This window comes from Corynebacterium dentalis, assembly GCF_900232865.1.
GTDB lineage: Bacteria > Actinomycetota > Actinomycetes > Mycobacteriales > Mycobacteriaceae > Corynebacterium > Corynebacterium dentalis.
Genome location: NZ_OCTS01000003.1, coordinates 277,528 through 297,159, shown reverse-complemented (window position 1 = coordinate 297,159; position 19,632 = coordinate 277,528). Strand labels below are relative to the sequence as shown.

The following is a 19,632-nucleotide window of genomic DNA, read 5'->3' as shown; positions in this document are numbered from 1 at the left end:
ATCATGGCAAGCTTCTTGGAACGCATCGCGGCGCTGAACTCCTCTGGACCGTATAGGGCCGAGCGTGTGACCGCGGAGACGGCGCTCAAGGGTGGGCGGCACCCTGTTCTCGAGCACCCACAACCAAATCCCGTGCTGGGCACCTCTCTGGGCGGAGTGGAAGACTTCCCTGCTGGGGCGGACGAGATTGTGGTGGGCATGGGCTGCTTCTGGGGAGCCGAGCGCATGTACTGGGACGTTGACGGCGTGCTGGGAACGTCCGTGGGCTACGCCGGCGGATTCACTAAGAACCCCACGTACCGGGAAGTATGCACTGGGCGGACAGGGCACACCGAGGCTGTGCGCGTGGTCTTCGACCCAGAGCAGGTGAGCGTGGAAGAACTACTCAAGGTGATGTTCGAAAATCACGACCCGACCCTCGGCGACCGCCAAGGCAATGACGTGGGGACCCAGTACCGCTCTGCCGTGTACGCCAGTTCATCGGAGCAGCTCGAGCGAGTGCGCGCGGCGCTGCAGGCCTGGTCCGCCAACTTTGCCGAGGCCGGCTTTGGCGAGCTAACCACCGAAGTGGGACTGCTCAGCGAGGTAGGGGATGGCCGCTACTACCTGGCAGAGGACGAGCACCAGCAGTACCTGCACAAGAACCCGGCAGGCTACTGCAACCACGGCCCCAACGGTGTGACCTGCCAAACCGGCGTGCTGTAAGAAGGCATAGAAAAGGCATAGAGAAGGCAAAGAAAAGCTCCCCGCAAACGTGCAGATTGCGGGGAGCTTTTTAGTAAAGAAGCGCTATGCCTTCCTTTACTTCTTTGCAGCCTCGAAGCGGGTTGCAACTTCGTCCCAGTTGAAGACGTTCCATACGGCCTTGACGTAGTCAGCCTTCACGTTCTTGTACTGGAGGTAGAAAGCGTGCTCCCACATATCCAGCAGCAGCAGTGGGGTCAGGTTAATGGACAGGTTGCCCTGCTGGTCAGTCATCTGCTCGATGACCAGACGGTCGGCAACGTGGTCGTAACCCAGGACTGCCCAGCCGGAGCCCTGCAGACCCAGTGCAGCTCCGTTGAAGTGCTCCTGGAACTTCTCGAAGGAACCGAAGTCGCGGTTGATGGCCTCAGCCAGCTCACCGGTTGGCTCGCCGCCACCGTTAGGGGACAGGTTCTTCCAGAACAGGGAGTGGTTGGTGTGGCCACCCAAGTTGAAAGCCAAGTCCTTAGACAGTGCGGTTACCACGCCGGCGATCTCGCCGTTTTCGCGTGCAGCCTGCAGCTTGTCCAGGGCAGCGTTAGCGCCGTTGACGTAGTTCTGGTGGTGCTTCGTGTGGTGAAGCTCCATGATCTCACCGGAGATGTGTGGCTCGAGAGCGTCGTAAGCGTAATCCAGCTCTGGCAATTCATACTTAGTCATGATGAATACTTCCCTTCACGTGTGTTCTTAGTTACATATTCCAGTGTCCCCTCGTTTGGTGATCCTCGCAAGTATTTTTTGCTTCGCAGGACAGGATTGCGCGAAGTGCGACTTGCACTGACGGTTGTCTTGCCGCGAACTAGGGTGAGAGGTATGAGCCTGACAACAGGAACCAAAATTGTCCTAATCGGCGCGGGGGACGTAGGTGTGGCTTATGCCTACGCGCTGGTTAACCAGGGTTTGTGCGATCACCTGGCCATCATTGATATCAATGAACGTAAGACGTGGGGGCACGTTCAAGACCTCAACCACGCGGTGCCGTGGGCTGGTCATTCCGTCCATGTTTCCGTGGGTTCTTACGAAGATTGTGCGGACGCCGCCCTTGTCGTCAACTGCGCCGGAGTAGCCCAGAAGCCGGGCGAGACTCGGCTGGACTTGGTGGGACGGAATGTCGCCATCTTTGAAGACATCGTGGGCAAGGTTATGGTTTCGGGTTTCAATGGGATTTTCCTGGTGGCCACGAATCCCGTGGACATCTTGAGCTACGCGACGTGGAAGTTGTCCGGGCTGCCATCGAGCCAGGTGATTGGCTCCGGCACAATTTTGGATACCGCGCGCTATCGCTACGCGCTGGGACGTTATCTGGATCTGGCTCCTACTTCGGTGCACGCGTACGTGATCGGTGAGCACGGCGATACTGAACTGCCGGTGCTCTCCGCAGGAAGTGCCGGCGGTGTGCCACTGCAGCGGATGCTCACTGCACAGATGGAGGCCTCCACTCCCAGCGAGGCGGACCATATCTTTGAGCAGACGCGTGATGCGGCCTACGAGATCATCCAGGCCAAAGGTTCCACAAGCTTCGGCATCGGCATGGGACTAGCGCGCATCACTCAGGCTATCTTCCACAACCAGGACGTGGTTCTGCCTGTATCCGCGCTGCTGGAAGGCCACTATGGGCTGGACGACGTGTACATCGGCACCCCGGCGGTCATTGACCGCCGGGGTGTGCGACACGTGGTGGAGCTTGATCTCGATGAGGACGAGTCTCAAAAGTTTGCCCACTCCGCGGACGTGCTGCGCACAGTCATGCGTGAGGCGGGGCTGTAAACCCCAGCGGGATGGGGGCACCCCGCGAAAGAAGGGGCGGAGTGGGGCGTCGGGTAAAAAGACGGTGAACAAAAGGCGAACCGGGCGCTCCCAACTGCACAGATCAACAGAAAGCGACTAAAAAAGACTGTATGAAAATTGTGGCGCACCGAGGAGCATCCGGAGAACGGCCGGAGCACACCATCGGTGCCTACGAACTCGCGGTGGAACGGGGCGCTGACGGGCTGGAATGCGATATCCGCCTCGCCCGCGATGGGCACTTGGTGTGTTTCCACGACCGCACGATGGAACGCGTCACCGTGGAAAAATTGGGGCGTGGGCAGGGAATCGTCTCCACCATGACGCTGGCGGAAATGCGCGAGTTGAACATCGGCACGCCGGAAGAACCCGCGCGCGTCATGACACTGGCTGAGCTGCTGGAGCTCTACCAGGACACGCGCTCGCAGAACATCGGCGATGGCCTGCGAGAGATGTTCATCGAGACCAAACACCCCAACCGCTACGGCGCACAGGTGGAGCATCGCCTGCACGAAGAGCTGCAAAAGGCGCGTCTGGACCGCGATCCGCACATCAACCTGATCTCCTTCAGTCCGCAATCGCTCGTGCGATACAAGCTGATCAACCCGGAGATCCACAGGATTTTGCTGCGCCGGGAATACCAGCGCATGATCCACCCCGGCATGGAAGCCATGGGAGTGGCCAATGCACACGGGCTATCCATAGCCAAGGCGCGGCTGCGCCCAGACATCATCGGGCGGCGCGGCCTGAGCACCTACGCGTGGACCGCCGATAAAGAAGACGAAGTGCGCTGGTCAGCACGGCTGGGTGTCACGTGGCTAGCGACGAACTACCCCGGCCGTGCCCGGATGTGGCGCGATGACGAAGAAGCAGCGCGCGCGGGAAACGCGCCTCGGAGCAAAGTGACGGGCCAGGTCAGGGCGCCTGAGCGTTCGCGGTGGTTAACCGGCTAGAATCGGCGCCGTGGCTAAGAAGAAAAAGAACCAAGAAAACCTGCCCGAAGGCATGAGCCGACGCCAAGCAAAGCTGGCAGCTCGCGCCGCTGAGCGTGTCCAGTTGGCCAAGGACGAGCGCCCATACGGCGACTTCGCGGCCGAGGCGGACCTCGTCGCCCTCCAGGAGTTCGTCCCCTCCGCGCACTTCGTTGCAGGCGTCAAGGGTGCAGACCGCAAGGTCAGCATCGCGACGGTGCTCCCCGGAGCCGTGTCCGCACTGGTGCGCTCTGAGGAAGACGGCGGCGAGGCATTTGTGGCTCTGCAATCCCAGCGCCGGGGCGACAACCCCAACCGCGACCTCGCATTCGCCCTGAACTGGGCCATCAACGCCAGGCCCGGCGAGAGCTTGGACGTGGGCATTGCAGACGGCACCCAGCCAGAGCTGACTGACCTGCTGGACCCTTCCGCTAAGCCAGAAATCGTGGTGGCGCAGGACTTCAACTGGTGGTTGACCGAGGAAGCCCTGAGCAACCCACAGGTGGCCTCCACCCTGCAGCAGGCTAATGATTCCGTGCTGCCATCTGCTCGCGTCGAAGCGAAGATCTCCGGCGCTGCATGGTGGATCGACCCAGGCGAGAAGGCACACATCCGCTGGGTTCGCCCCGAATCAGAATCCGAGCTGATCAATGCCCTGGCTCGCGTGCACGCTGCAGGCGACCTTCACTTGGGCGAGGGCTCCAAGTTCGCTGGTGTGTTCCGCACACACGGCATCCTGGTGCCGGTCTGGGACCTGGACAACACCCGCGAGTCCAGCGATTGGGTCGCGGGACTCGAGGCACTGGAGACCAAGATCTCTGCAGCCCTGGGCAACTCTGAGGCACTGTCCGCCGATGAGCACAAATCCAAGCAGACCATCATTTCTCGGGAAGTGACGATCCGCTAGGGACTGCTAGTACGCGTTAGCGCCAGCGTGGTTTTACCCTGCCGGGTCCCGCCCCTGGACCCGAAAAGGCGGGCCTACTTCAGGGATTCAAACAGTTGGTCCGCTGCCGCATCATCCCACTGCAGGGCACTGCCCGCGTAGGTTTCCAGCGGGCCGCTGATCGGCACGGTTTCCTGTTCCGCCCCGCGCGCCAGCGCGAACGCTAGGCCCGCGAGGTGCCACACATGGTCGCTATCGTTGACCGTCAAAGAGCTGGTCAGCGCATCGATCGCGGGCAGTGAGCGGAACGGGTTGAAGATCGTTGTAGGGGAGCTCAGCTTGGTGCTTAGCGCAGACAGGAACTGCCGCTGGCGCTCCACTCTGTCCAGGTCTCCGTTGGCCGAGGCGTAGCGGGAGCGCACGTAACCCAGTGCCGCGGGGCCGTCCATGTCCTGGCATCCCGCCTGCAGGTCGATGCCCGCCATCGGGTCTTGGAGTGGTTCGTCGAGGCACATGTTGATGCCGCCCACGCTGTCCACCACGTTTGCGAAGCCACCGAAGCCGATCTCCGCGTAGTGGTCGATGCGCATGCCGGTGCGCTCCTCTATGGTTTGCTGCAGCAGCGCGGGGCCGCCCAAGGAGAACGCCTGGTTGATCTTATTTTCTCCGTAGCCGGGGATGTTGACCCAGCTATCGCGGGGGAAGCTGACCATCGTGGGTTTGCCGCCGAACGTGGGGATGTGGACCACCATGATGGTGTCCGTGCGCCCGGTGCTCTCGTCGAGTTCGCCTGCCATCAGGCGGTCTGCGTCCTCGTTGCTTAAGCCTGCGCGGGAATCGCTGCCTACCAGCAGCCAGTTGGTGCCCGCGGTGTTGCCCACGCGGCCGTCGTATTTTTGCAGCGCATCGGTGCGGTTGAGGGACGTGTCGATCCAAATTCCCGTGCCCACCAGCAGCACCACCAAGACAAGCAGCAGTGCGCCGAGGGTCTTGAAGACGCTGAAGTTCCGGCGCCTGCGGGGTGATCGCGATGCAGGTCCGCGTCCGCCGATGCGGGGGAAGGGTTCTTTTTCTTTCCGACGCCGACCTTCCCACGCCTGGCTTCCGATCCGAGCCATACGCTCTTGTCTGCGTGAGGGGATCTCATATCCGGCCTCCGGGCGAGGCTGTTCGTAGCTGCGAGGCTGCTGAGCGTAGTCTCGCGGATAATCGCGTGCGTCGTCGCGAAGACTGCTGCGATGGGAACCAACGTTCGAAGGCGGCAGAGGCGCGGCCCGAGGCACTTCAGTGTGGGGTGGCCGGTGGCGGCCTGACTCGCGCCGGGGCGAATCTGTGCGCGGGATGTCCCGAGGCACGTCGCGCGAGGTGGAGCTGCGTCGATACTTCGGCGGCCGAGGCTGCTCCTTTGGCTTGGGGAGATCCTCGACCTTGGACAGGGGAGAGCGCCTGGGCACTGGCCTGCCGAAGCGGTCCACGATGGGTTTGCCGTTTCGGTCCAGTGCGTAGTCATCCGAGCCAGAAGGCTCGCCAGGGCGAGGATTCATGTGGGACATGGTAGCCGAGTTAGCAGTTGAATCCCTAGGCTGACTGGGGACGGTTCTGCGTTATTGCGCTGGAAAACCCTCACAGGCCTGGCGTTCCGCCCGTGATCGCGTAGCCCACAAATGCCACTGTGTCGATCAATCCGTGGGCGATGACCAGCGGCCAAATGCGTCCGGTCCGCTTGTAGTACCAGAGATAGATCACGCCCATGACAATGTTGCCTATGCCGGCGGAATAGCCCTGGTAGAGGTGGTAGCTACCACGCAGTAGGCTGCTGGCCACAAAGATCCACGGCCAGCTCACGCGCAGCTGGCGCAGCCGTGTGGCCAGCCACGCCACCACGATGATCTCTTCCGCGAACCCATTGGCCCAGGAGTTGAACACGAGTAGTGGCAGGCGCCACGCTGTGTCTTCCAAGCCTGACGGTTCCACATGCTTAGACAGACCCAGGTGGACGGCCGTGATGTAGAACAGCAGCCCGGGCACTCCAACGAGCGCGGCCAGCCCAGCTCCGTGCAGGACGTCCGTTGTGCGGAATCGCCATTTCGTGAAAGACACGGGGAGGTGGTGCAGCAGTAAGAAAATGGCGAGCCCGCCCCACGCGAACAGCACGCCGGTCTGGGTTAATTGGAGCGCCGGATCGAGCCAGGCGAGGGTAGATTGCTGCTGGTTGAGCGTGACTTCCTGCTCGCTGAGTCCCTCGGGGCGCGCCACGGATTCGATCAAGCGCAGGGTTGCACGCACCCCGGACATGCCGAAGGTGATGGCCAAGACCAGCAGGATTTCCCACCGCAGGGCAGAAGAGCTTTTAGTGCTCATGGCTGTGTGCGCTAGGGCGTGGACGGTAGGATAGAGCTTCGATATCGCCCGGTGCGTCGAGGGACAGACCCTCTGGCGGCAGTGCGGACGCCACTGTGGATACGGCGCGCGCGAGGGCCAGTAATTCCGCCTCAGAGACACGGTCCGAGACAGCCCCCAGCTGCAAGGAGATCGGCCACCGGCCGGGAACTAATTGTGGATCCACCAACGGTACGGACACGCTGGCCCATCCCGTGATGTTCCACAGCGTGGCCCACGGGGTCCAGGCGGTCTGTGCCAGGAAGTTCAGGCGCGGCGGCAGCGCGGAGAACGTTCCCGGAGTTGGTGGGGCGCAGGCCAGCATGGGCGTGGCGATGATGTCGAAGTCTGTCCAGGTGGCCAGGACATCCTCGCCGATCGCATTGAGTTGGCGGTGTAATTGTTCTCGACGCAACTCTGTCACCTGCTGCCCTTGTTCCTTGAGCCAACGGGTCAGCGGAGAAAGGGGACCAGGTAGCTGCGCGCAGCGGGAGGTGAGGATTTCTCGGAAGAGTTCAAAGGTGCGCGGCGAATACGGCGCCGGTGCTTGGCTAACGCTGGTGACCGCCTCGGTGGAGGTCAGCAACGCGGTGACCGCAGCGGTGGCCGCCGCTATGGCGGGATCAATGCTGCTGGAGCTGTGGAACGGGGTGTTCGTGTAACCAATGCGCAGCGGCTCGCGTCCTTCGTGCACTGCAGAGGTTAGGTCAGGGATATCCAGCGCATAAGCCCGCGCGGTGGTCTCGATATCCCGGGCCAGATAACCGTGGGCCGTGGAGGTGAAGCCGCCGATACGTGGATTGTGCGCAGGTTTGAGGCCGGTTAGGCCGCAACACGCAGCGGGAATGCGAATGGAGCCGCCCCCGTCCGTGGCGTGCGCGATGTTGACCAACCCGCGAGCTACCGCCACTGCAGCTCCTCCGGAAGATCCGCCGGGCATGAACTGTGCACCCAAGGGGTTGACGGGAGCGTCCTGACCCACCGGCTCCGTGTACGCAGTCACTCCATATTCGCTGGTCGCAGAAGCCCCAACAATGTTCGCGCCGCGGTCCAACAGACGGAGCGTGGCGGAATCATTCAGAGTGGCGGTACGCGCTTGCTTCTCCGAGCCGAAGGTGGTGACCTCTCCCGCGACCTGCTGCAGGTCCTTGATAAGCACCTCTTCGCCAGCCAAGGGTTGGCCCGCGTGCGTGCTGTGTGGCTGACTGTAGACGCGCGTGACTCCCAGCTGTTGCTCGCTGAGGCCCGTCTCCGCTGCAAGACGGGCCAGCCTGGTGGAGAAGCCGGAGGTAATCATCGTCATTTACCCTACGTCAGCCCGTACAGTGACAAGTATGACTCCCGGCAAAGCACAGGTGCCCGGCACCGAAAACCCGCACGAATCGGCCTCCGCTGGGGCCCAGCCAGGAATTCACCCCGAGAGCCAGCCCACCCGCGTGGCCTTTCTCGGTCCCCAGGGAACCTTCACTGAGCAGGCGCTGCAACAGATGATCGCCGCCGGATACCTGCCAGGATCCACGGAAGGCGTCGCGGTGAAATCTCCGAGTGCGGCCCTCGAGGCCGTGCGAAACCACAGCGTGGACTACGCCTGCGTGGCGCTGGAAAGTTCCGTCGACGGCCCCATCGCTCAAACCGAGGATGCCCTGACCATGGGTTCCCCGCTGATCATCGTCCGCGAAGTGCTGGTGCCCGTGGAATTTTCCATCCTGGTTCGCCCAGGCGCTACCACCGAGGATGTTCAGACCTTCACCACCCACCCTGCGGCCGAGGCACAAACCCGCTCCTGGGTGCAGCAGCACCTGCCGAACGCGCAATTCGTTCCCGCGAGCTCCAACGGAGCGGCCGCCCAGGCTGTGGCCGAAGGCCGCGCCGATGCCGCAGCGGCACCCGCCCGCGCCGGGCAGATCCACCAACTGGAATCCCTGGCTGAAGCCGTGGCAGACGTCCGCGGTGCCTACACCCGCTTCGTACTGGTCTCCCGTCCCGGCCAGGTCACGCCCAAGACTGGCAATGACCGCACCGGCGTGGCATTCACCCTGGAAAATAAGCCCTCCGGCCTGCTGGATGCCCTCGCTGAGCTATCTGTGCGCGGCATAGACATGTCCCGCATCAGCTCCCGCCCCACTCGCGAAGCCATGGGCACTTACTATTTCCACCTCGGACTCGTGGGCCACCTCGAGGACGAGGCGATGGCCGAAGCCCTGGCCGGGCTCTACCGCAGCACCAGTTCCCTGCGCTTTCTCGGCTCTTGGCCACGCGCGGAACTGCCGGGCGCTGGCGTCGGAAAAGAACAGGACGCACGCCATCCCCCTGCAGGCACCTTCCCGCCTGACTACTCTGAATCCCGAGGTTGGGTCGCCGAACTGAAGCAGCAAACGCAACCGCCGGCCCAGCAGCAGACGAAGGGGTAAACCGTTGAGCAAGTTGTACCTGGTGCGTCATGGACAGACCACCTCGAACACTATTCACGCACTGGACACCGCGCTGCCGGGCGCCGATCTCACCGAACTGGGGCGGGAGCAGGCCACCAACGTGGGATCAATTCTGGCGGAGCGCGTGGACGGGCCGCTGCTGGTGATGTCCAGCCAGGCGGCTCGGGCACAACAGACAGCGGTGCTGCTCGCGGACAGTTTCGTGGCGGGCGGAGGCACGCTGGCGTCCACTGCGGAGGGGTCGGATTTCGCCTCCGGGTTTGCGGGCAGCGGCCTTTCTCCTATTTCCGACGCCACCTCCACCGGCTTCGGCTTGAGTCACACCGAGCAGGTCTCCACACTCAGCGATATCGCGGAGATCGCCGCCGGCGACTACGAGATGCGTAACGACGAAGACGCCCACGAGGCCTACCACCGCGTGCTATTCCGCTGGCTGCACGGCGAGCTGGAGGTGCCGGTAGATGGGGCAAAAAACGGCGCGGAGATCCTGAGCGCATACATCGCGCAGATCATGAGCGTGCTGAACGCGTTGCCGGAAGGCACGGACGTGGCGGTGGTCAGCCACGGCGCGATCATCCGCTTCATCGCCCGCTACTTGGGCGGGCTGGATCCGGAGTGGGCGTTTGCGGGATACCTGGCGAACACGCACTTCGTGGAGCTGGACGTGCCGGACAACGTTCGCGAGCTCGCGGAGGCAGCGCAGGACGAACCTGACGCAGTGGAGGGAGCTTTTAACATCGCAGAGTGGGGAACCCTAGGCACGCCGGATAAGCTAGAGTGCTAGCCCCAACCGAGTTCGTGGAGGCGGGCATCGTCGATGCCGAAGTGGTGCGCGAGCTCGTGAATCACCGTGATGGCCACCTGCTCTATGAGTTCTTCCCGGCTGTTCACGGCCTCGCACAGGGCGAGCCGGAAGATGGTGATCTTATCCGGCAGTACGGAGGTGTATTCGCTATCGCGATCCGTCAGCGCGATGCCCTCGTAGAGCCCCAAGATGTGGGGATCGAATTCGTGGTAGTCCTCCGTGATGATGGCCACGTTGTTGACGTTGTGCAGCAGTTGTTCCGGAATTCGACGCAAACCTTCGTCCACCAAGTCTTCGAACTCTTCTTCGGAAATGTCGATGGACACGGCTGCCTCCGGGGGTTTGAAAACTGACGCTTAGGGCGCAGCTGGGGCAGGGGAGGCAGCCGCGGCGTTATTGCGCAGCGGGTTGCGCGGAGGCTGCTTGGCCGGTGGGTTGCCGTCGATGGTGAACCCTTGGCGTACGTCACCATTCAAGTTGGCGAATCCGCCGTCCGGGCGGCCGAACGTCAGCGCACAGTTGACGGTGCGGGAACCTGCGGCCCAAGACTGGGATTGGATGGTGGTCCAAAACGGGGTCAAGGTGGAGTTGTACAGCGCGTCATCGCCGCCCAAGTAGTTGCGAGCTGCCTCGGTACACCGCTGGTTGAGGTACTCGTTTTGCTTGCCGATATCTGGCCAGTCCTGCGGGAAGTCCTCGCCCAGATTGACAACATCCGTGACCTGCCAGGAGTGATCCTCGTTACAGGGGACTTCCACAGGAGAATCGTTGATGACCTGCACACAGGTATCGGCGGGGAAGGCGCGGGCCTGGTCGGATTCTGCAGCCAGGCCGACGGTTTCCGTGGAACGACCCTGCGCATCCTGCACCATGACTCCGCACAACATGGTGCGGTCGCCCTCTGCCCAAGCGCTGGCCGGAGGCAGGATGGGGGAGATCGTGTAACGGCCCTCTGGATCCAGCTTGCCGTTCAAGTAGTCGAGGGTGGGGCCCACGCAGAGCTCTTCGGTCAATTGTTGCTGGCGTTCGAGGCTGGGGTGCTCAGCGTCTTCGTCGAACTCACTGGTGGGGTACTGGGAGAGATCCTCGCGCGCGCTGATCTCAAAGCGGTGCTGCTCGGCGCATCCCACGGTGGTGAAGTCAGAGTTGGAGCCATTTTCGCCTGGTCGCCAGTTCAAGCACGAACCCGTGTCCGCATCGGTGAAGGCTGCCAGTTCCGCTTCTGCGGGTTCAGAGGTGGGCGTGGTGGCCAATGGGGTGGAGCCCTCGGGAGCCATCGATCCGTAGGCCGCTGCGCCTACGCCGCCGCAGAGCGCAGACACGAGAATAACGGTGGCGGCGCGCGAACGTCGCTTCCATGTCGGCTGGCTGATGCTCACAGGAATCCACTTCCGGTCGGGGAATCACTCTTACTTTGATGTTTCATTCAACACCCAGTGGGGCAGCCCCACCAACTGTGGAGTAAGTGCGTCTAGTGCGACCACTATAGCTAAGCTATGGGACATGATCGATCTTAAGTTCCTGCGTGACAACCCTGACTTGGTCCGCGCCTCTCAGCGCACCCGCGGAGAAGACGAGGGGCTGGTGGATCAACTACTCGAGGCAGACGTGCGCCGCCGCGATGCCATTGCCGCTGCTGATGCTGCTCGCTCCGAGCAGAAATCCTTCAGCAAGGAGATGGGCCAGCAGATGCGCACGGCCTCTGACGAGGACAAACAGCGCCTACGCGAAGAAGGCAAGGCCAAGGCTGAGCGCGTCAAGGAGCTGGAGGCCGTGCTGGCCGCCGCCGAGCAGGATGTCCACGACTTCCAAATGAAGCTGTCCAACGTGGTGGAGGACGGCGCTCCCGCCGGCGGCGAGGATGACTTCGTTGTCCTCGAGCACGTGGGCACCCCCCGTGAGTTCGACTTCGAGCCCAAGGATCACCTGGAGCTCGGCGAATCCCTGGGTCTGATCGATATGAAGCGCGGCACCAAGGTCTCCGGCGCCCGCTTCTACTTCCTCACCGGCGACGGCGCTCTGCTGCAACTGGGCATGCTGCAGTTGGCTGCGCAGAAGGCAGCCAAGGCAGGGTTCACGTTGATGATCCCACCCGTGCTGGTACGTCCAGAGATCATGGCCGGAACCGGCTTCTTGGGCGCGCACGCAGACGAGATCTACCACCTCGAGCAGGACGATCTGTACCTCGTAGGTACCTCGGAGGTTGCCCTAGCCGGTTACCACTCAGATGAGATCATCGACCTTTCCGAAGGTGCTATGCGCTACGCGGGATGGTCGTCCTGTTTCCGTCGGGAAGCCGGCTCCTACGGCAAGGACACCCGCGGCATCATCCGCGTCCACCAGTTCGACAAGCTGGAAATGTTTGTTTACTGCAAGCCCGAAGAGGCTCGCGAACAGCACCAGCAGCTGCTGGCGATGGAAAAGGAGATGCTGGAAGCCGTACAGGTTCCGTATCGCGTGATCGACGTGGCAGGTGGAGACCTCGGCTCGTCCGCTGCCCGCAAGTTCGATACTGAGGCATGGGTGCCTACCCAGAACACCTACCGCGAGCTGACCTCCACTTCGAACTGCACCACGTTCCAGGGACGCCGTCTCAAGACCCGCTACCGGGACGAGGCGGGCAAGGCACAGACCGTGGCTACCCTTAACGGCACGCTGGCCACTACCCGCTGGTTGGTCGCCATTCTGGAGAACAACCAGCAGGCAGACGGATCCGTGGTGGTCCCCGAAGCGCTACATCCGTTTGTGGGCAAAGATATTCTTTACCCCAAGAAATAAGCCCACCAACTAGGGAGCATCGCAACGTGGCTACATTCGATTTCGCCGAGGGCTTCACCCCGTCTTCTGGGCACCCAGAAAGCAAAGAGCCCATCTACGGGCGCACCATCATTCCGCTGGCCAAGCTGTGGATGCGCTTCGGCCAGCGGCTGCAGATCTTTTTGAAGAACCCGGAGAACCTACCGCGGGAAGGCGGCGCGATTCTCGCCGTCAACCACACCGGCTACTGGGACTTCGTCTACGGTCCCATCCCGGCTCACTTCAACGGTGGCCGCCTGGTGCGCTTCATGGCGAAGAAGGAAATCTGGGACTCTCCCGTGGCCGGCCCGCTGATGAGCGCCATGCGCCACATTCCTGTGGACCGTGCTGATGGCGCAGCGTCCGTGAAAGAGGCGGTTCGCCGCTTGCGCGGTGGTGAGCTGGTGGGCATCTTCCCTGAGGCCACCATTTCCCGCTCCTTCGAAATCAAGGAACTGCGCCAAGGTGCTGCTGTCATCGCTGAAGAAGCTGAGGTTCCGCTGATCCCGATGATCATCTGGGGTTCCCAGCGCATTTGGACCAAGGGCCACAAGCCCACCTGGTTCCCCAAGGACGCCAAGCTGGTGATGGTTGTTGGCAAGTCGGTTCCTATTTCCGACGACAGCGTCGAGACCACCGAACGTCTGCGCGCAGCTATGCAGAGCCTGCTGGAAGAAGCCCGTGAGGAATACGTCAAGCGCTTCGGCCCCATGCCGGAGGGCGAGTTCTGGGTGCCCAGTGTTCTAGGAGGCTCGGCTCCCACCTTGGAGGAAGCCACCATCCAGGATCGCCAGGATCACGAGAATCGTAAGAAGCAGCGGGCAGAAGCTGAAGCGGCTGCGAGTGGGCGTCGAAAAGAAGAACAACAACCTCAGCCCACGGGCATTAATAAGGTGTTGGCGCCTGTGACGCGATGGATCAAGAAACTGCGCAAATGAGGCGGCAGCTGCGCACCTTGCATGCAGCGTTAGAGCTGGTGCCGGCGCCGTTGTTCGTGGTCTCTGACCTGGACGGCACGCTGCTGGACAGGCGAGAAAGAGTCAGCCCCCACATGCGCGAGGTGGTGGGGCGCATGGCCGAACAAGGAACCGTGTTTACCCTGGCCACCGGTAGGCCCGCGCGCTGGGTGCTGCCCGTGATTGAGCAACTTCCGGTGCAGCCTCTGTGCGTGTGCGCTAACGGCGCGGTGGTTTACGACAGCGCCAAGGACGAGATTGTCCGGGCGATGGAACTGGATTCCGCCACGCTGCGCACGGTGATTCAGCGGCTGACCGCGGGCGCGGAAGGCACTGCGTTGCACGGTGCAGGGTTTGCGGTGGAACGTGCCGGGACCAGCGCTTTTGACCGCGCGGACGAGCTGTTCTGCGTGACCGAGGGCTACGATCACGCGTGGCTCTCGGACGAGCACAAGGTGCTCAGCACCGAAGACCTCATCGCCCAACCGGCGGTCAAGCTGCTGGTACGCAATGAAAACGTCAGCTCCCAAGAGCTCTTTGACGCCGTGGCACCGCGGCTGGATCCGCGGGAAGTGCACGCGACGTTTAGCTGGGGCGGCGGCCTGGTGGAGATCAGCGCGCCGGGCGTGTCCAAGCGCACCTCGCTGGAGTGGATCGCCGAGCGACTGGGCGTGCAGGCCACGGAGACCATCGCGTTTGGAGATATGCCCAATGACCTGGAGATGCTGGGATGGGCTGGCACCGCCGTGGCGATGGGCAATGCGCACGACGACGTGAAAGCGGCCGCGGATTTGGTGACGGCGAGTAACAACGACGATGGTGTGGCTGCGGTGCTGGCGCGGTGGTTCTAACAGGCGTGCTTCCAGCGGGAATGATCCGGGCAGCGGAGTTCGGGGAGTAGATTCAACACCGTGTCAAAAATGGGCGAGGCAGTCACGCGCAAGGTGGATCAGATCCACCGTCACCACGCGCGGATGAAAGACCGCAAGTACGGGTGGGCGGTGCGCCCTGTAACGCTGATTATCGGCTGGCTCGTGGTGATAGTGGGGCTGGTCACCATTCCTTTCCCCGGCCCGGGCTGGTTCACCGTCTTTGTGGGCATTGGCATTTTGTCTTTGGAACTGGAGTGGCCCAACCGGCTGCTGCGGTGGGGGATCCGGCAATATGACCGCTTCGAGGCATGGTGGAAACGGCAATCCCGCGGCGTGCGCATCCTGGGCATCGTCCTGCTGGTGATGCTGATCTGGGTAGTCTTCGCCTGCATTTTTTGGGTGATGTGGCAGTGGGGAATGCTGGACTGGGCCAAGCCCGCCCTGCAGCCGTGGGTGGACAAGCTGCCCTGGGCATAACTGTGGTGAACAGCATCCACTGAAGAGCAACCGCGGCTGTGTCGGCACCGTGCGAATGTGTTTCTGGGCGGTAGTCTGTCCGCATGAGCGAAAACGGCAAGTATGACCTGATCGTCGTGGGAAGCGGCTTTTTTGGCCTCACCGTGGCAGAGCAAGCGGCAAGCAAGAAGGGGGCGCGCGTTCTGATCGTGGAAAGGCGCCCCCACATCGGTGGCAACGCTTATTCCGAAGCAGAGCCACAGACGGGTATCGAAGTTCACAAGTACGGCGCCCACCTGTTCCACACCTCCAACAAGCGAGTGTGGGACTACGTCAATCAGTTCACCGATTTCACTGATTACCAGCACCGCGTCTTCGCGATGCACAAGGGAACGGCCTACCAGTTCCCCATGGGACTGGGCCTGATCAACCAGTTCTTTGGCAAGTATTACAGCCCAGATGAGGCACGCCAGCTGATCAAGGAGCAGACCGATGGCCTGAACCCAGATGATGCGCAGAATCTGGAAGAAAAGGGCATCTCCCTGATCGGCCGCCCGCTCTACGAAGCGTTCGTCCGCGATTACACCGCCAAGCAGTGGCAAACGGATCCGAAGGAACTGCCGGCGTCGAATATTTCCCGCCTGCCCGTGCGTTACACCTTCAACAACCGCTACTTCAATGACACCTACGAGGGCCTGCCTGTCGAGGGTTACACCGCGTGGCTGGAAAACATGGCCAAGCACGAAAACATTGAGGTTCGCCTGGACACTGACTGGTTTGAGGTGCGCGACGAACTGCGTGCGGAATCCCCAGATGCTCCCGTGGTCTACACCGGCCCACTGGACCGTTACTTCGACTACTCCGAAGGCCGCCTGGGCTGGCGCACACTGGACTTTGACATGGAAGTGCTGGATACCGGCGATTTCCAGGGCACCCCGGTGATGAACTACAACGATGCCGAGTTCCCGTACACCCGTATCCACGAGTTCCGTCACTTCCACCCGGAGCGCGAGGACAAATACCCCGCGGACAAGACGGTCATCATGAAGGAGTTCAGCCGCTTCGCGGAAAACGAAGACGAGCCGTACTACCCAATCAACACTCCGGATGACCGCGAGAAGCTGCTGGCCTACCGCGAGCTGGCCGACCAGGAGACCAACCAAAGCAAGGTGTTCTTCGGCGGACGCTTGGGCACCTACCAGTACCTGGACATGCACATGGCCATCGGCTCCGCGCTGAGTATGTTCGATAACAAGCTGGACGAGTTGCTTTAAGCTCTGCCGCTTGTGATCGCCTGCGCTGTGCGCGGGCGATTTTTGGTTCGGTCGAGAAAACCAGTGTCCTGGGGTTAAGATTTGAAGAACTGCAGACATAACATTGTGCGGCGCTGAATCGATCTAAGAAACGGTGCCCACAGCCGGCATGGCATGTGAAGAGGACATCGCCTGCGGTACGTTGTGGCTCAACGAGCCGGTGCGCAGACCACCGGCACACATGACGTTTTCTGATCGGAGATCTATCCATGCATTCACAGCGCATTGGCCTGCCCGCCAAGCTCGTTGCCGCGTTGGTGGCAGTGTTCAGCTTTGTGGCACTCGCCCCGGCTGCTCAGGCTGCTCCCACCAACATTGTCCTTTTTGGCGATTCCCTGATCGCTAATCCAGCGTTCAACATCGCTGAGGTCATGCAGGGCCCCGGCAAGGTGACCCCCAACGTAGCTACGGAAGGACGTTGCCCTCGCGGCGCCAAGCGCATTGCTTCCGAGCTGCAGGCGCAGACCGGCATCAAGGTGGAGGACTTCGCCTGCACCGGTGCGGCTGCCTTCGCGCCACTGTCCGGCGAGAAGCGTCTGGTGACCCAGGTCAACCAGGCCTTGTCCCAGGGCAAGCTGAATGCAGGAACCCGCAACGTCATGGTGCAGATTGGCATCAATGACACGTGGAAGGCTCCGAACCTCTACGACGTGCAGCGCGATGAGTACGTCAAGGAAGTTCGTCGCCAGATGGATCGTGTCCGCGCCGCTGCGCCCAACGCGAAGATCACCATGCTGGGTTACCCGGAGATTATCGATCGCGCTGGTAACTCCTGCTGGGTGCACTGGAATGGTGTGAATCAGCCCCCAATGGTGATTCCTCCGCTGAACAGCGCACTGGCTGCGGCACATGATTGGCAGCGCCAGGCTGCGCGCGCCGTTGGCGGCAACTGGCTCAACCTCGAGGCTGCTACTCGCGGCCACGGTTCGTGTGCGCCGCGTGACCAGCGATGGGTTGCCGGAGTGATCGATAACTCCTCTAAGCCGTACAACATCACTACTCACTTGACTCACGAGGGCAACCGCGGCGTTGCAGAGGTTCTCGCTCGCAATCTGTAAGTAGTCTGAACAACTACGTTTTGTCGGGGAGCCCAACTACGGTTCCTTCTTTTTCGTGAGTGGGCGCGATCCACGCGCCGTGCTCCTGGGTCAGTAAGGCCAGCCAAGTAATGACTGTGATTGAGGGAAACCCTTCCTCTCCAAAGGCCTCTCCGCGTGCGAGGTCGGCGAAGCAGCCGAAGAATCTCACCATGCTCACCACGGTGGCGTGGGCTGTGCCTCTGCTGATCATTGCGCTGATTGCGGGGTGGCAGCGCCGGTGGATCAGCGATGACGGATTGATCGTCCTGCGCACCGTCCGCAACCTGCAGGCGGGCAACGGTCCGGTGTTCAACGCGGGCGAGCGCGTGGAGACCAACACCTCCATGCTCTGGCAGTACTCCATTTATCTGTTAGCCGAAATGACCGGCGGACGCTTGGAGACGGTTTCCCTGTGGATGGCCCTGATCCTGACGGGCCTTGCGGTGCTCATTGGGGTGCTGGCCACGGGCTTGCTCTACCGTTCCCGCAGTCTGATTTTTGTTCCGCTGGGCATGGTGGTCTACCTGGCCATCCCCGCCGCCCGTGATTTTGCGACGTCCGGCTTGGAGTGGGGACTGTCCATTTTTTGGCTGTCCGTGCTGTGGTTGCTGTTGGCGCTGTGGGTACGGGAAGGCGCGCCCGCTAGCTACCAAGCAGCACCTTTGAGCAGGCACGCGAAGGTGAGCGCGCAAAAGCCCCGAGCAATCTACGGCCTCGCATTCTGGGCCGGCGTGAGCTGGTTGGTTCGCCCCGAGCTCGCCTTGTATGGCGGAATCACCGGGCTGATCATCCTCATCGCGGCCCGTTCGTGGGCGCAGCGCGCGGTGATCCTGGCCGTGGCTCTGCCCGCTCCTCTGGCGTATCAGATTTTCCGCATGGGTTACTACGGGGCGATCGTGCCGCAGACCGCGGTGGCGAAGTCCGCCAACGAGGCCCTGTGGGGACGCGGCTGGGATTATGTGGGCAACTTCGTCAATCCTTATGGCCTGTGGTGGGCGTTCGGTGTGTTGGCGTTGGTCACCGTCGCATTGGTCTGGTTCGGTCTGCGTACCCAGCCGGTTGTTTTTTCCGACGCCAGTCTCCCCTCGCCTCCCCGCCTCCAGCGTCCAGCCACGGCGATCGCCATTCTGGTGGTGTGTGCGCTGCTCCATTTCACCTACGTGATCCGCGTGGGTGGAGACTTCATGCACGGCCGTATGTTGCTCATTCCGCTGTTCGCGATCCTGTTGCCACTGTCCGTGGTGCCGTGGGTGGACCTGCGCGGAACTAGCATGGTGATCCAACCGGTGCTGGTGGGGGCTGGTTTTCTGTTCTGCCTCGGGTGGGCCATCTTTGCGATCAATCATCCCGTGACGTATTCCTCGGCAGGGGTTGAAGGCATGAATGATTTGCATGTGGTGGACGAGCGCACTTATTGGATGTACACCACGAAGAACTCGATGGAGCAGCCGCCCTTGTACGCCTCCGATTACATGGACATGGCCTTGATGAATGGCTACGCCGAGGCGAACGAGGAGTGTGCGGAGCAGCGTGAAGGCGATCCCGCATCCCCTGAGGCCCGGCAGTGCTCCGGAGCGCTGTTGTCCGTGGGCAACGTGGGGCCGAACGGTGAAGATGACTGGATTCTGGTGGGCGCCGTGGGCTTAAACCCTGCAGATCAGCCCGTGATTCCGGGGCCGGTTCAGGGATTTGAAGACCTGCAATATCACCCCATGACGGTGAGCTTTTTGAACCTGGGCATGACGGGCATGATGGCACCGTTGGATACCCGCGTGGTGGACCCGATGGGCCTGGCCAATCCGTTGGCCGCACGCATGCCACAGATTGAAAATGGGCGCCCCGGTCACGATAAGTATCTGCCGCTGGAGTGGCAGATGGCTGATTCCAGCGTGTATATGCCCTTCCTGCCGAGCTACATCGATGGGGAAGAAGTCACTGAGATCCGGTCGATCCTCTACACCGAAGACTTCGTGGAACTATTCCACGTCTACCGCGAGCCGATGAGTGCGCACCGGTTTTGGGACAACCTCAAGTACTCTCTGACCACGTCGCGGACGCTGAAAATCTCTGACGACCTGGACGATTACGAGGGGGTGCAACCTATTCCGGATGCCCAGATTGTGTGGCCGCAGGCCGACCACAAGTAATTGATCGGGTC

At 61.9% G+C, this 19,632-nt stretch carries 19 protein-coding genes; 13 read left to right on the top strand and 6 right to left on the bottom strand.

Translation table 11 applies throughout. The annotated features are described in order from the left end of the window. Positions 1 to 3 precede the first annotated feature (3 nt). Entirely contained in the window at positions 4 to 705 is a 702-nt protein-coding gene (gene msrA / locus CS919_RS04365; protein WP_099298261.1) for a peptide-methionine (S)-S-oxide reductase MsrA, read from the top strand. Positions 706 to 801: 96 nt separating this feature from the next. On the opposite strand, the gene CS919_RS04360 is transcribed toward msrA, so the two are convergent. Further along, the gene (locus CS919_RS04360; RefSeq protein ID WP_099298260.1) at positions 802 to 1,404 is read right to left on the bottom strand and encodes a superoxide dismutase; all 603 of its coding nucleotides are present in this window, start codon (positions 1,402 to 1,404) and stop codon (positions 802 to 804) included. Between the two features lie 153 nt (positions 1,405 to 1,557). On the opposite strand from CS919_RS04360, the gene CS919_RS04355 reads away from it, so the two are divergent. The 3 genes from CS919_RS04355 to CS919_RS04345 all read left to right on the top strand — a co-directional run bounded on the left by CS919_RS04355 (position 1,558) and on the right by CS919_RS04345 (position 4,407). After that, entirely contained in the window at positions 1,558 to 2,511 is a 954-nt protein-coding gene (locus CS919_RS04355) for an L-lactate dehydrogenase (RefSeq protein WP_099298259.1), read from the top strand. Positions 2,512 to 2,642: 131 nt separating this feature from the next. Then, a complete protein-coding gene (locus CS919_RS04350) occupies positions 2,643 to 3,482 on the top strand; it encodes a glycerophosphodiester phosphodiesterase (protein ID WP_099298258.1) in 840 nt (279 codons plus the stop codon). A gap of 10 nt (positions 3,483 to 3,492) precedes the next feature. Next, positions 3,493 to 4,407, top strand: coding sequence for a DUF5926 family protein (locus tag CS919_RS04345; protein ID WP_099298257.1), 915 nt, complete (start codon positions 3,493 to 3,495; stop codon positions 4,405 to 4,407). A 74-nt stretch (positions 4,408 to 4,481) separates the two neighbouring features. Here CS919_RS04345 and CS919_RS04340 read toward each other — a convergent pair whose 3' ends face one another. From CS919_RS04340 to CS919_RS04330, 3 genes are all read right to left on the bottom strand, one after another. Then, the gene (locus CS919_RS04340; protein ID WP_234990803.1) at positions 4,482 to 5,930 is read right to left on the bottom strand and encodes an LCP family protein; all 1,449 of its coding nucleotides are present in this window, start codon (positions 5,928 to 5,930) and stop codon (positions 4,482 to 4,484) included. 79 nt (positions 5,931 to 6,009) lie between these two features. Beyond that, a complete protein-coding gene (locus CS919_RS04335; protein ID WP_099298255.1) occupies positions 6,010 to 6,747 on the bottom strand; it encodes a CPBP family intramembrane glutamic endopeptidase in 738 nt (245 codons plus the stop codon). Next, a complete protein-coding gene (locus CS919_RS04330; RefSeq protein WP_099298254.1) occupies positions 6,737 to 8,068 on the bottom strand; it encodes an amidase family protein in 1,332 nt (443 codons plus the stop codon). Before CS919_RS04330 ends, CS919_RS04335 begins: the two co-directional genes overlap by 11 nt. 31 nt (positions 8,069 to 8,099) lie before the next feature. Here CS919_RS04330 and pheA point away from each other — a divergent pair, with 31 nt between their 5' ends. Together pheA and CS919_RS04320 are read left to right on the top strand one after the other, a co-directional pair. After that, positions 8,100 to 9,176, top strand: a complete 1,077-nt coding sequence (pheA, locus tag CS919_RS04325) for a prephenate dehydratase (protein ID WP_099298253.1) — start codon at positions 8,100 to 8,102, stop codon at positions 9,174 to 9,176. A gap of 4 nt (positions 9,177 to 9,180) precedes the next feature. Beyond that, the gene (locus CS919_RS04320) at positions 9,181 to 9,981 is read left to right on the top strand and encodes a histidine phosphatase family protein (protein WP_099298252.1); all 801 of its coding nucleotides are present in this window, start codon (positions 9,181 to 9,183) and stop codon (positions 9,979 to 9,981) included. On the opposite strand, the gene CS919_RS04315 is transcribed toward CS919_RS04320, so the two are convergent. Together CS919_RS04315 and CS919_RS04310 are read right to left on the bottom strand one after the other, a co-directional pair. Further along, complete coding sequence (locus CS919_RS04315) at positions 9,978 to 10,328, bottom strand: metallopeptidase family protein (protein ID WP_099298251.1); 351 nt, start codon at positions 10,326 to 10,328, stop codon at positions 9,978 to 9,980. The genes CS919_RS04320 and CS919_RS04315 overlap by 4 nt on opposite strands. A 30-nt stretch (positions 10,329 to 10,358) precedes the next feature. Beyond that, the gene (locus tag CS919_RS04310; protein ID WP_234990802.1) at positions 10,359 to 11,381 is read right to left on the bottom strand and encodes a septum formation family protein; all 1,023 of its coding nucleotides are present in this window, start codon (positions 11,379 to 11,381) and stop codon (positions 10,359 to 10,361) included. Between the two features lie 124 nt (positions 11,382 to 11,505). Between CS919_RS04310 and serS the strand changes: the two genes are divergently transcribed. The 7 genes from serS (at position 11,506) to CS919_RS04270 (ending at position 19,621) form a co-directional block, all read left to right on the top strand. Continuing rightward, positions 11,506 to 12,780: a serine--tRNA ligase gene (gene serS, locus CS919_RS04305; protein WP_099298250.1), complete on the top strand. Its 1,275-nt coding sequence runs from the start codon at positions 11,506 to 11,508 to the stop codon at positions 12,778 to 12,780. 26 nt (positions 12,781 to 12,806) lie between these two features. Continuing rightward, complete coding sequence (locus tag CS919_RS04300; protein ID WP_234990801.1) at positions 12,807 to 13,736, top strand: lysophospholipid acyltransferase family protein; 930 nt, start codon at positions 12,807 to 12,809, stop codon at positions 13,734 to 13,736. Beyond that, positions 13,733 to 14,605, top strand: a complete 873-nt coding sequence (locus tag CS919_RS04295) for an HAD family hydrolase (protein WP_099298249.1) — start codon at positions 13,733 to 13,735, stop codon at positions 14,603 to 14,605. Before CS919_RS04300 ends, CS919_RS04295 begins: the two co-directional genes overlap by 4 nt. Before the next feature lie 69 nt (positions 14,606 to 14,674). Further along, positions 14,675 to 15,103: a TIGR02611 family protein gene (locus CS919_RS04290; protein ID WP_306345842.1), complete on the top strand. Its 429-nt coding sequence runs from the start codon at positions 14,675 to 14,677 to the stop codon at positions 15,101 to 15,103. Positions 15,104 to 15,186: 83 nt separating this feature from the next. Beyond that, positions 15,187 to 16,356 carry a UDP-galactopyranose mutase gene (glf, locus tag CS919_RS04285; protein ID WP_099298247.1) on the top strand — a complete coding sequence of 390 codons (1,170 nt, stop codon included), beginning with the start codon at positions 15,187 to 15,189 and terminating at the stop codon, positions 16,354 to 16,356. A 248-nt stretch (positions 16,357 to 16,604) separates the two neighbouring features. After that, positions 16,605 to 17,453: a GDSL-type esterase/lipase family protein gene (locus tag CS919_RS04280; RefSeq protein WP_099298246.1), complete on the top strand. Its 849-nt coding sequence runs from the start codon at positions 16,605 to 16,607 to the stop codon at positions 17,451 to 17,453. 110 nt (positions 17,454 to 17,563) lie between these two features. After that, positions 17,564 to 19,621, top strand: a complete 2,058-nt coding sequence (locus CS919_RS04270) for an arabinofuranosyltransferase AftB family protein (protein ID WP_143341751.1) — start codon at positions 17,564 to 17,566, stop codon at positions 19,619 to 19,621. Positions 19,622 to 19,632: the final 11 nt, after the last annotated feature.